This is a genomic window from Paracoccus denitrificans, assembly GCF_900100045.1.
In the GTDB taxonomy this organism is placed as follows: Bacteria; Pseudomonadota; Alphaproteobacteria; order Rhodobacterales; family Rhodobacteraceae; genus Paracoccus; species Paracoccus denitrificans.
Genome location: NZ_FNEA01000058.1, coordinates 1 through 11865, shown reverse-complemented (window position 1 = coordinate 11865; position 11865 = coordinate 1). Strand labels below are relative to the sequence as shown.

Genomic DNA, 11865 nt, shown 5'->3' with positions numbered 1-11865 from the left:
CGGTTCATTCTGTTTTCGATGAGTTGGTCCACGACGCCCGGGTCTGCGAGCGTGGAGATGTCTCCGAGGGCGCCGAAATCGTCCTCGGCGATCTTGCGCAGGATGCGGCGCATGATCTTGCCCGAACGGGTCTTGGGCAGGCCCGGCGCCCATTGGATCAGGTCGGGCTTGGCGATCGGGCCGATCTCGGTGCGCACCCATTTCTCAAGGTCGGCGCGCAGCTCGTCGCTGGGCTCGACCCCGTTCATCAGCGTCACATAGGCATAGATGCCCTGGCCCTTCAGCGGGTGCGGATAGCCCACCACCGCCGCCTCGGCCACCTTCTCATGCGCCACCAGCGCCGATTCCACCTCGGCCGTGCCCATCCGGTGGCCCGAGACGTTGATCACGTCGTCCACCCGCCCGGTGATCCAGTAATAGCCGTCCTCGTCCCGCCGGCAGCCGTCGCCGGTGAAGTAATAGCCCGGATATTGCTGGAAATAGGTCTCCATGAAGCGCTGGTGGTCGCCCCAGACCGTGCGCATCTGCCCCGGCCAGCTGTCGGCGATGCACAGCACCCCCTCGACCCCGTCGCCCTCCTGCACCGCCCCGCTCGAGGCATCCAGAACCACCGGCCTGACCCCGAAGAAGGGCAGCGTCGCCGAGCCCGGCTTGGCCTCGATCGCGCCGGGCAGCGAGGTGATCATGTGACCCCCGGTCTCGGTCTGCCACCAGGTGTCGACGATCGGGCAGCGCCCCTTGCCCACATGCCGGTCGTACCAGACCCAGGCCTCGGGGTTGATCGGCTCGCCCACCGTGCCCAGCACCCGCAGGCTGGACAGGTCGTGCTTCTCGACCCATTCCGGCCCCTGCCCCATCAGCGCCCGGATGGCGGTCGGCGCGGTGTAGAACTGGTTGACCCCGTGCTTTTCGCAGACCGCCCAGAAGCGGCCGGCATCCGGCCAGGTCGGCACGCCCTCGAACATCAGCGTCGTGGCGCCGTTGGCCAGCGGGCCGTAGACGATATAGCTGTGCCCCGTCACCCACCCCACGTCGGCCGTGCACCAGAAGATGTCGCCGTCCTTGTAGTCGAAGACGTATTGATGCGTCATCGCGGCATAAAGCAGGTAGCCGGCGGTCGAATGCACCACGCCCTTGGGCTTGCCCGTCGAGCCCGAGGTATAGAGGATGAACAGCGGGTCCTCGGCATTCATCGGCCGCGGCGGGCAATCCGGGCTGACCTGCTCCATCATCGCCAGCACGTCCACGTCGCGCCCGTCGATCCAGCTGGTCTGGTCGCCGGTATGCCTGACCACCAGGCAGCGCACCCGGTCCGAGCAATGCAGCAGCGCCGCGTCGGTATTCGACTTCAGCGCCGTCTTGCGGCCGCCGCGCGGCGCGGTGTCGGCGGTGATCACCAGCTTGGCGCCGCTGTCGTTGATGCGGTTGGCCAGCGCGTCGGGCGAGAAGCCGGCGAAGACGATGGAGTGGATGGCGCCGATCCGCGCGCAGGCCAGCATGGCATAGGCCGCCTCGGGGATCATCGGCAGGTAGATCACCACCCGGTCGCCGCGCATCACCCCCTGGCTCAGCAGCACGTTGGCGAAGCGGTTCACCTTTTCCGACAGTTCCGCATAGGTGATGTGGCGCGCCGGCTGGTCCGGGTCGTCCGGCTCGAAGATGATCGCGGCCTGGTTCGCGCGCCCGGGCAGGTGGCGGTCGATGCAGTTGACCGAGGCGTTCAGGATGCCGTCCTCGAACCACTTCACCGAGACCTGGCCCATGGCGAAATCGGTGTTCTTCACCCTGGAATAGGGGTGGATCCAGTCCAGCCGCCTGCCCTCGCGGCCCCAGAACCCGTCAGGGTCCGAGATCGATTCGGCATACATGCGGGCGTAATCGCCAGGCTGGACCAGGGCATCCCCAAAACCCGGCGGAATCGGATGTTTCCCAGAAGTTTCAATGGTCATGGCTCCCCCCACGAGCAATCGCGTCATTTCCCCCTTTCCTGCGGCGCCATGTCGACGTTTTCATGTCAGGCTGCTGCAGGAAAGCTCCAACCCAATGTTAATCATATCACTGCATCTATTTTAAGCATTTATATATAAAGGAAATTTTGTTAATAAATTGACAGGCTGAAGATGTGATTTGTAAATATTTTACATACTGGCCTGAACCGTCATCCGGGACCATCTTGCCGATCGGGACAGCGATCCGAGAGGGCGCCAAGAGCGCATCAGCAGGGGGCGAGCATTCGCCGGCAGCGCATCGGGGCAGCCCGACAGCTGAGCCGTGCGATGCTGCCGCCCTCGATGCCGCATAGCGGGATTTCCAGCCGCGCATCGTCTGCATCGCAAGGGCTGCGTTTGCGAAGGCAGGAAAAGGCACGGCCCCGGAGTATCGCGGGGCCGCGCGATATATTCACATGCAGCTTTCAAACAGCGCGCGGGTGTTCTCGCGCGTCATCTCGACCGGGTTGCCGCCGCAGCTCGGGTCCTCCAGCGCCATCTCGGTCAATTCGTCCAGACGTTCGGTCTGGACCCCCAGCCGGGTGAGGTTCTGGGGGATGGCAAGCTCGCTGCGCAGCTGGATCACCCGTGCGCGGAAGCCGTCGAAGCCGCCCTTGATGCCAAGATAGTCGGCGGCGCGGGCAAGCCGGTCCTCGATGGCGGATCGGTTGAAGTCCAGCACCATCGGCATGACCACCGCATTCGTGGTGCCGTGATGGGTGCCGTAGACCGCGCCGACCGGATGGCTCAGGCTGTGGATCGCGCCCAGCCCCTTCTGGAAGGCGACGGCCCCCATGGCGGCGGCGCTCATCATGTGCGCGCGGGCCTCGAGGTCGTCGGGCGTGGCATAGGCGCGGGGCAGGTATTCGTTGACCAGCCGCAGCCCCTCAAGCGCGATGCCCTGCGACATGGGGTGGTAATGGGGCGAGCAGAACGCTTCGAGGCAATGGGCGAAGGCATCCATGCCGGTGCCGGCGGTGATGAATTTCGGCATGCCCACGGTCAGTTCGGGGTCGCAGATCGTGACGGCAGGCATCAGCCTGGGGTGGAAGATGATCTTCTTCTTGTGCGTGGCCGAGTTCGTCAGGACCCCGGCGCGCCCGACCTCGGAGCCCGTGCCCGCGGTCGTCGGCACGGCAATGATGGGCGCGATCTTGCCGGCATCCGCGCGGGTCCACCAGTCGCCGATGTCCTCCAAGTCCCAAACGGATACGGTCTGGTCCGCCATCAGCGCGATCATCTTGCCCAGATCCAGCGCCGAGCCGCCGCCAAAGCAGATCACGCCGTCATGTCCGCCGGCTTTGTAGGCGGCGATGCCGGCCTCCATATTGCCTTCGTGCGGGTTCGGATCGACCTCGGAAAAGACCGCGCGGCCAAGGCCGGAGGCATCCAGAACATCCAGGGCCTGCGCGGTTATGGGCAGGCTCGCCAATGCCTTGTCGGTCACCAGCAGCGGACGCGCGATGCCCACGGCCCTGCAATGCTCGGCCAGTTCGGTGACGCGGCCCGGGCCGAATTTGATGGTGGTCGGATAGGACCAGTTCGCACGAAACGTCATTTCGTCACCTTTTTCAGATGGTAGGATTTCGGCCGCGTCACGGCCAGATAGCCAAGGCCCGACAACGCCGCGCCGCGTCCGGTGTCCTTGCAGCCGGTCCAGCACAGCGCCGGGTCCAGATAGTCGCAGCGGTTCATGTAGACGGTGCCGGTTTCAAGCCGGCTGCCGATCCGGGCGGCGGCATCGGCATCGGCGGTCCAGATCGAGGCGGTCAGCCCATAGTCGCAATCGTTCATCAGCCCGATCGCCTCGGCATCGTCGCGAACCGGCATGATGCCGACGACGGGGCCAAAGCTTTCCTCTCGCATCACGCGCATGTCGTGGGTCACGTCGACCAGCACCTGCGGCGCAAGATAGGCGCCGCCATCATCGGCGGGAAAGTTCGCCGGGTCGATCAGCGGCCTTGCCCCCTGCGCCACGGCCTCGGAGACCTGCGCGCGGACCAGATCGGCAAAGCGCCGGTGCGCCATCGGCCCCATCGTCGTATCCGGGTCGCGGGGATTGCCCAGCTTCTGCGCGTTCACCCAATCGACGGCCTTGGCCACGAAGGCGTCAAAGAGGCTTTCGTGGACATAGATCCGCTCGATCCCGCAGCAGCACTGGCCGCTGTTGAACATGGCGCCGTCCATCAGCCCATCCACCGCCGCATCCAGATCGGCATCGGCGCGGACATAGCCGGGATCCTTGCCGCCCAGCTCCAGCCCGGTCGCGGTAAAGGTCCCCGCGGCGGCCCGCTCGATCGCACGCCCTCCGGCGACCGAGCCCGTGAAGTTCACGAAGCCGAAGCTGCGCCCGGCGATCAGCGCCTCGGTCGTCTGGTGGTCCAGGACGACATTCTGCATCACCTCGGCGGGAACGCCGCCCCGATGCAGCGCCTCGGCCAGACGCTCGCCCGCCAGCAGGGTCTGGCTCGCATGTTTCAGGATCACGGCATTGCCGGCGACCAGGGCGGGCACGACCGTGTTGACGGCGGTCAGGAAGGGATAGTTCCAGGGCGCGATGACAAAGACCACGCCCACCGGCTCGCGCCGGATCTCGCGCGCGAAATGATCGCTGTCTTCGACCACGGTCGGGGCAAGAGCCTGGGCCGCGATCTTCATCATATGGCCGGCGCGTTCGTTGACGCCGCCGAATTCGCCGCCGTAACGGATCGGGCGGCCCATCTGATCGGCCAGTTCGGGCACTATCGCATCCTTCATGGCGTTCAGCGCCTCGATCCCGGCGCGGATGCGGGCGATCCGCTCGTCCAGCGGCAGCGCCGCCCATTCGGGCTGGGCGGCACGGGCGCGGGCAACGGCGGCGCGCGCGTCCTCGATGCCCAGGGTCTGCCTTTCGACAAGGGTCCTGCCGGTGGCGGGCGATATCAGGGCGATGGTCTTGCTCATCTCTTCCTCGTATTGGCGGAGGTTCCGGCGGATCGTGTCAGGCGCGCTCGAACCCGCGGGCCAGTTCCCAGTCGGTGACGGCGCGGTTGAATTCCTCGACTTCCCAGCGGGCGGCGTGGACATAGTGATCGATGACCCCATCACCCATCGCCGCGCGCAACATGGCCGAGCCCTCCAGGGCATCGGCGGCCTCATGCAGGGTCTTGGGCACCTGCCGGGCATCCTGGGCCGCATAGGCGTCACCGGTGAATTCCGGCTCCAGCGCCAGTTTCCGCTCGATCCCCTCCAGCCCGGCGGCGAGCAGCGCGGCGCAGGCCAGATAGGGGTTCAGGTCCGATCCGCCGATCCGGCATTCGATGCGCACGCCCTTGGTGTTGTCGCCGCAAACGCGGAAGCCGGCCGTGCGGTTGTCCACCGACCAGATCGCGTTCGTCGGCGCGAAAAGGCCGGTCACGAAACGCTTGTAGCTGTTGACATAGGGGGCAAGAAAAAAGGTCAGTTCGCGCGCATGTTCCAACTGGCCCGCCATGTAGTGCCGCATCAGGTCGGACATGCCATGTTCGGCATTCTCGTCGAAAAAGGCGTTCTCGCCGTCCCTGAACAGGGATTGGTGCACATGGCTGGACGAGCCCGCCTGTCCATGCGCGACTTTCGCAAGGAAGGTGGCCGAGAGGCCGTGCTTGCTCGCGATCTCCTTGGTCGCAGCCTTGACCACGACATGCATGTCCGAGGTATCCAGCGCATCCGAATATCTGACATTGATCTCGTGCTGGCCGGCGTTGGCTTCACCCTTCGAGTTCTCGACCGGGATGCCGGCGCCGTAAAGACCGTTGCGCAGATCCCGCATCACGGGTTCCTCTGCGAAGGTGCCGCCGAGGGCATAGTCGACATTGTGGCGCGCGGTCGGGACAAGGCAGCGATAGCCGCTGTCGAAGTGATGCTTGAAGGATTGCTCGAACAGGTAGAATTCAAGCTCGGTCGCCATCATCGGCTGGAAACCCAGCGCGGCTGCGCGTTCGACCTGCCGGCGCAACACGCTGCGCGGGGCGTGGGGGACCAGTTCGTGGGTCTTGTGGTCGTAGAGATCGCACATGCACAGCGCGGTTCCCGCCGCCCACGGCAGGCGGCGCAGGGTCGAAAGGTCCGGCTTCATCACATAGTCGCCGTAACCCGCCGCCCAACTTGCCGAGGCATAGCCCGGCACCGTGTTCATCTCCAGATCGGTCGCCAGCAGGTAGTTGCAGCAATGCGTCTCGTCGTGGTTCTCGAGAAAATGGGCCGCGTGGAAGCGTTTGCCCATCAAACGGCCCTGCATATCGACCAACGCGACGATCACGGTGTCGATTTCGCCGGCTTGGACCGCCTGCTTCAGGTTATTCAAGGAAAGGTTGGCAGGCATGGGTGACTCCGGTAAGGAGGGCGCACCATCGCGGGTGCGCCCAGTCGCAGTGATCACGAATAGCGATAGGGTGGACCTGCCTTCTCCATCGCTTCGTTGTATTCCTTGATCTGGGCCACGACGCGGGCCTTGACCTCGGATTCCGCGGCGATCTCGTCCCAGAATTTCTTGGCGGCTTCCTCGACGGTGGCCCATTCCTCGGCGGGAATCGTCGTCAGCTGCATCTTGTCGCCGCCGACGCGAAGCCGCGCCTCGCCCGCCCAATACCAATGCTGGCGATAGTAATGGGATTGGTCGAAGACGGCTTTCATCAGCTCCTTCAGATGGTCGGGCAATTCCTCCCAGCGCTGCTGGTTGGCGAAGAAATGGCCGATCCATGCGCCCGAGATACTGTTGGTCAGGAAATGGCCCGTCGCCTCGGCCCAGCCGACGGTGTAATCCTCGGTGATGCCGCACCAGGCGACGCCGTCCAGCTCGCCCGTCTGCAGCGCGACCTCGATGTCCTCCCAGGGCAAGGTGACGGGCACGACGCCGAATTGCGCGAGGAACCGTCCCGCCGTCGGGAAGGTAAAGACACGCTTGCCCTGAAGGTCGGCCAGGCTGTTGATCGGCTGCTTGGTCGCAAAGTTGCAAGGATCCCACGACCCTGCCGAGATATGCTGGATGCCGTGCTTGGCGTATTCCTCCTTCCATATCTCATCCAGGCCGTAGTGGTTGAAGAGCGCCGGCACATCCAGCGAATAGCGCAGCGCAAAGGGGAAATAGCCGCCGAAGACCGTCACCTCGGTGGGCGAGGCCATGCTGTCGTCATCGGACTGCACCGCGTCGATGGTGCCGTTCTGAAGCGCACGGAACAGCTCGGGCGTGGGCACGATCTGGTCGGCATAGTAAAGCTCGATCTCCATCTGGCCGTTGGCGATCTTGTTGAAGGCGTCGACTGCGGGCTTGCAGACATGCTCGCCCAGTGCCGCACCCGCATAGGTCTGCATCCGCCATTTCAGCGGCGCGCCCTGTGCGATGGCGGGGGCGGCAAGGGCGCCGACCCCGGCTGCGGCGACGCCGCTGGTCAAGAGCTTTCGTCTGGTCGTGTTCATCGTCTTTACCTCCTTGCCGGTTGTCATTGTCCATAGATCGACTGGGGCAGCCACATGGCGATGCCGGGGAACGCAATGACCAGCCCAAGCGTCAGCAGCATGATCATCACGAAGGGCAATACCGAGCGATAGATCACCCCAAGCGTGAAATCCCGAGGCGCGAGCGCACGCATCAGGAACAGGTTGTAGCCGAACGGGGGCGTCAGGTAGGCGATCTGGCAGGTGATGGTGTAAAGGATGCCATACCACACCAGATCGAAGCCGAGGCTGCGCGCCATGGTGACATAGATCGGCGCGACGATCACCAGCATCGCGGTGTCGTCCAGGAACATCCCCAGGATCAGGAAGGATGCCTGCATGATCAGCAGCACCTGCAAGGGCGTCAGGTGCATCTCGCCCAGAAACAGCCGCCCGATGGCGCGGCCGGCCCCCAGCCCGTCGAAGACCGCCCCGAAGCTGAGCGCGGCCATGATGATCAGCATGAACATGCAGGTGATCGCCAGCGTCTGGCGGGTCGCGATCTCGAACACATGCCGGGTGAAGCGGCCCTTGAGGACGGCGGCGACCACCGACGACACGGCGCCGATGACGCTGCTTTCGGTCAGCGAGGTCCAGCCCTTGACGAAGGGGATCATCATTGCGGCGAAGATGATGATCGGCAGGATGCCGGCGCGCAGCAGCCGAAACCGTTGCGGCCAGGTGATCGCCGCGCGTTCCTCGGCCGGCATCGGGGGGGCCAGCGCCGGATTCAGCCAGGTGCGGATCAGGATATAGGCGATGAACAGTGCGGCCATCAGCAACCCCGGCCCGATCCCCGCCAGCCACAGCTGGCTGACCGGCTGGCGCGCGATCAGCGAATACAGCACCAGAACGACCGAAGGCGGGATCAGGATGCCAAGGCTGGACCCCGCCTGAATGACGCCCGAGATCATCGGCTTGTCATAGCGGTGCTTGACCAGTTCGGGCAGGGCGATGGTGGCGCCGATGGCCATGCCGGCGACCGACAGCCCGTTCATGGCCGAGATCATCACCATCAACAGCACCGTGCCGATGGCAAGCCCGCCCGGCAGCGGCCCGAACCAGACGTGAAACATCCGATAAAGGTCGTCGGCCAGCCGCGATTCCGACATCACATAGCCCATGAAGACGAACATCGGCAGCGTCAGCAACGCGTTCCACCGCATCACCTTCATCACCGCCGAAAAGCCCATGTCGGTGCCGCCCGGCCCCCACAGGAGCAACGCCGCCACCACGGCGATGAAGCCGATGGCCCCGAAGACCCGCTGCCCCGTGATCATCATCAGGAGCATCGTCGAGAACATCAGGATGGCGATCCATTCATGGCTCATCTGTTGACCTCGCCGACAAAGGGGCGGGGAATGTCGACGTTGCGCAGAATGGCAATGTCGCGGATCAGATGGGCGATGGCTTGCAGGATCATGAGCGCGAAGCTGATCGTGATGACGACCTTGATCGGCCATAGCGGAGGCCGCCACGCGCTTGGCGCGCGCTCGCCTATCCGAAAGCTGTAGGCGGTGCTGTCCACCGCCCCCCACAGCATCACGCCCAGATAGAACAACAGGCAGAAGATGGTGAAGATGTCCCAGATCGCCTGCCGCTTCACCGGCATCCGGGCATAGAGCAGGTCCATCCGCACATTCGCGCCCAGTTGCATCGAATAGGGCGCGCCCAGCAGGTAATAGGCGACCAGCGTGAATTGCGCCACTTCCAGCGTCCACAGCGACGGCATCCTGATCACCTTGGTGAGCGAGGACCACAGCAGGACGCCCATGATCACGAACAGCAGATACATGACGATGCGGCCAAGGCGGTAGTTCAGCGCCTCGATGCGCCTGACATAGCAGATCGCCCAGTTCGGCATTACAGACACTCCTTCACGGCTTCGCGGATCGCCGGGGCCAGACGGTCGGCCATGGCCTGCTGCGCCATCGGCGTCGCGATCAGGTCGTTGCGGATTTCCAGCATCGCATGGCCCAGCCCCAGGGGCGTGGCATGCAGCGCCAGCGTATGGGTCACGCCGTCAGCGGCGCTGTAGGGATCGTTCAGGCGGGTGAGAAGCCCGACATCGCGTGCCAGAATGGCTCGTGCCAGCCGGTCGTCGGCCTCGTGGATGATGCCGAATTCGACCTCTCGCCTTGTGCCGAAATAGACCGGAGTAAAGCTGTGGACGGTGATCAGCGCGGTCGGCCTGCCGCTGGCCAGCCTGCGGGCCAGCAAGGAAAACAGCGCCGCATGAAAGGGAATGTAATGCGCCCTGGTTCGCTCCAGCCGCTGCCGTGGGGTCAGGTCGCGATTGCCGGGAATGTCATATGCCTCGCTACGCGCAGGCATCGCGCCTGGTGAATCGGGGGGGCGGTTCAGGTCGTAGATCAGGCGCGAAGCCGTCGCGTGGATCAGCGGCGCGTCCAGCGCGGAGGACAGCCCCTTCGCCACGCCAAGCGCGCCGGGATCCCATGCGATATGGGCCTGGCGCTGATCGGCGCCCAGCCCAAGCGCATTGGCCGCGGCCGTCAGATCGTTCGAGGCATGCTCGCACACGATGACCGCATCACCGCCGCCTTCCGCGTTATCGATCTGGAAAAAGGATGCAGGATCAGACATGCGCGCGCTCCATTGCTGCTCAGGTTGAAGCAGCCGGGGCGAGTCTGTCAATTATTTTTCAGAGTGTGTTTTTCCTGTTAAGAATGTTACGAACACGGTGACGCTGTCGGGAGGGTCGTCGATGTCGCAGGAACATGAAGCCGCGGGCACCATCGAGGACCGCCTGATGCAGCGTTTCGGCACCCTGACCCCGACCGAGCGCCTGCTGGCCGGCCACCTGACGCGGAACTTTCCCGTCGCGGGGCTGGCCTCGATGACATATCTTGCGAAAGAAGCGGGGGTTTCGACGCCCACGGTGCTGCGCCTGGTTCAGAAGCTGGGGTTTCGCGGCTATCCGGAATTTCAGGCGCAGCTGCGCAACGAGATCGAGGCGCGGCTGGAATCGCCCCTGTCCAAGCACGCGCGCTGGACCGACGGGGTGCCCCAGACCCATATCCTGAACCGTTTCGCAGACGCCGTTCTGGCCAATCTGACCCGGACGCTCAGCCGGATCGACCACGCCGATTTCGATGCCTGCGCCGAGATGCTGGCCGATCCGAAACGCCGGGTCCTGGTGACCGGCGGGCGCATCACCCATGCGCTGGCGGATTATCTGGTGACCCAGTTGGGCATTGTGCGGCCGGGAGTATCCGCACTGCCCAGCCAGTCCAGCACCTGGCCCTCGGCGCTGCTGGAGATGCGGCCCGGCGACGTGCTGATCGTGTTCGACATCCGCCGCTATGAAAGCGCGACCCTGCAACTGGCCGAAATGGCAGCCGAGCGGGGCGCGGACGTGGTGCTGATCACCGATCCCTGGATCAGCCCGATATCGGCCCATGCCCGCTTCCGCTTCGCTGCGCAGATCGAGGTCCCCTCGGCCTGGGACAGCAGCACGGCGCTGATGGTGCTGATCGAGACCTTGCTTGCGGCGGTGCAGGAGCTGAACTGGCCACAGGCGCAGGACCGCATGACGCGGCTCGAGGCGCTGTATGAACGCGCCAGCATGTTCCGGCGCGGCAAGGGTTGAACCCGCGGTATCTCGATGAACCTGACCTCTGAGCGGGGCAGAAGGTTGTGGAGGGGCTTACACCCTGAGCGCGCATCGGCCAGCACTCGGATAACATTGCAAAAATCTGGCGAGGGGCCCCTTGATCTGGTGAGTACCAGGACCACGGTACGGGCCGATCAAGCCTCTCGGTCCCGCTTCTACCGGCGTTATGATCGGATGCTGGCGCGCTGGCAGGCCACCCAGTTGATCCGTCCGACTCCCTCGGCTGTGGACGGCTACCGGATCGGTCAGATCGACGGGCGCACGGCCTATACCGGACAGGTGCTGCCGGCTAACCGCGCGATCTGGGCAGAAACCTTGCTCATCCAGGCTAGCATTCCTGCCACGGCCGGCGGTCATCGGAACTGCGATAGCGGATTCCGCTAGAATGATTTCTGGATTACGTTTGCGCAAACGTAACCGTCCGCTCTGACCGCTACCCGCGCCATTTCCAAGGCAGCAGGTCATCGACCTTTGTGATCTTGTAGTCTGGGATGCGGGCCAGGGTGTCGGCGAGCCAGGCGTGGGGATCAATGGCGTTGAGCTTGGCCGTTTCGATCAGCGTATAGGTGATGGCGGCGGCCTTGCCGCCTGCTTCGGAGCCGACGAAGAGGTAGTTCTTGCGGCCGAGGGCGACAGCACGCACGCCTCGTTCGGCGACGTTGTTGTCCAGTTCGAGGATGCCGTGGTCGAGATAGGGGCGCATGCGTTCCATGCGGGCCAGGGCATAGCGGATGGCCGAAGCAAGCGGGGATTTGCCTGAGACCGTGGTGAGTTGCAGGGCGAGCCAGC

Annotated in this window: 11 protein-coding genes; 2 read left to right on the top strand and 9 right to left on the bottom strand. The window is 64.5% G+C overall.

All coding sequences use genetic code 11. The features are described from left to right. The 8 genes from acs to BLT64_RS24985 form a co-directional block, all read right to left on the bottom strand. On the bottom strand, nt 1–1949 hold a 1949-nt coding region (gene acs, locus BLT64_RS25020), incomplete at its 3' end, for an acetate--CoA ligase (protein WP_074810581.1). 451 nt (nt 1950–2400) lie between these two features. After that, nucleotides 2401–3546, bottom strand: coding sequence for an iron-containing alcohol dehydrogenase (locus BLT64_RS25015; RefSeq protein WP_011750773.1), 1146 nt, complete (start codon nt 3544–3546; stop codon nt 2401–2403). Further along, complete coding sequence (locus tag BLT64_RS25010; protein WP_011750772.1) at nt 3543–4931, bottom strand: aldehyde dehydrogenase family protein; 1389 nt, start codon at nt 4929–4931, stop codon at nt 3543–3545. Before BLT64_RS25010 ends, BLT64_RS25015 begins: the two co-directional genes overlap by 4 nt. Nucleotides 4932–4968: 37 nt before the next feature. Further along, nucleotides 4969–6330, bottom strand: coding sequence for a glutamine synthetase family protein (locus BLT64_RS25005; protein ID WP_011750771.1), 1362 nt, complete (start codon nt 6328–6330; stop codon nt 4969–4971). 53 nt (nt 6331–6383) lie between these two features. After that, nucleotides 6384–7424, bottom strand: coding sequence for a TRAP transporter substrate-binding protein (locus tag BLT64_RS25000; RefSeq protein ID WP_011750770.1), 1041 nt, complete (start codon nt 7422–7424; stop codon nt 6384–6386). A 23-nt stretch (nt 7425–7447) separates the two neighbouring features. After that, entirely contained in the window at nt 7448–8773 is a 1326-nt protein-coding gene (locus BLT64_RS24995) for a TRAP transporter large permease (protein ID WP_011750769.1), read from the bottom strand. Further along, entirely contained in the window at nt 8770–9306 is a 537-nt protein-coding gene (locus BLT64_RS24990) for a TRAP transporter small permease subunit (RefSeq protein WP_011750768.1), read from the bottom strand. The genes BLT64_RS24995 and BLT64_RS24990 overlap by 4 nt, the downstream gene beginning before the upstream one ends. Next, nucleotides 9306–10046, bottom strand: a complete 741-nt coding sequence (locus BLT64_RS24985) for an N-formylglutamate amidohydrolase (protein ID WP_011750767.1) — start codon at nt 10044–10046, stop codon at nt 9306–9308. The genes BLT64_RS24990 and BLT64_RS24985 overlap by 1 nt, the downstream gene beginning before the upstream one ends. A 121-nt stretch (nt 10047–10167) precedes the next feature. Between BLT64_RS24985 and BLT64_RS24980 the strand changes: the two genes are divergently transcribed. Together BLT64_RS24980 and BLT64_RS26670 are read left to right on the top strand one after the other, a co-directional pair. After that, a complete protein-coding gene (locus BLT64_RS24980) occupies nt 10168–11052 on the top strand; it encodes a MurR/RpiR family transcriptional regulator (RefSeq protein ID WP_011750766.1) in 885 nt (294 codons plus the stop codon). A gap of 198 nt (nt 11053–11250) precedes the next feature. Further along, nucleotides 11251–11460 carry a hypothetical protein gene (locus BLT64_RS26670; RefSeq protein ID WP_041530697.1) on the top strand — a complete coding sequence of 70 codons (210 nt, stop codon included), beginning with the start codon at nt 11251–11253 and terminating at the stop codon, nt 11458–11460. 49 nt (nt 11461–11509) lie between these two features. On the opposite strand, the gene BLT64_RS24970 is transcribed toward BLT64_RS26670, so the two are convergent. After that, the coding region (locus BLT64_RS24970) for an IS66 family transposase (protein ID WP_139171658.1) at nt 11510–11865 on the bottom strand (356 nt) is incomplete at its 5' end.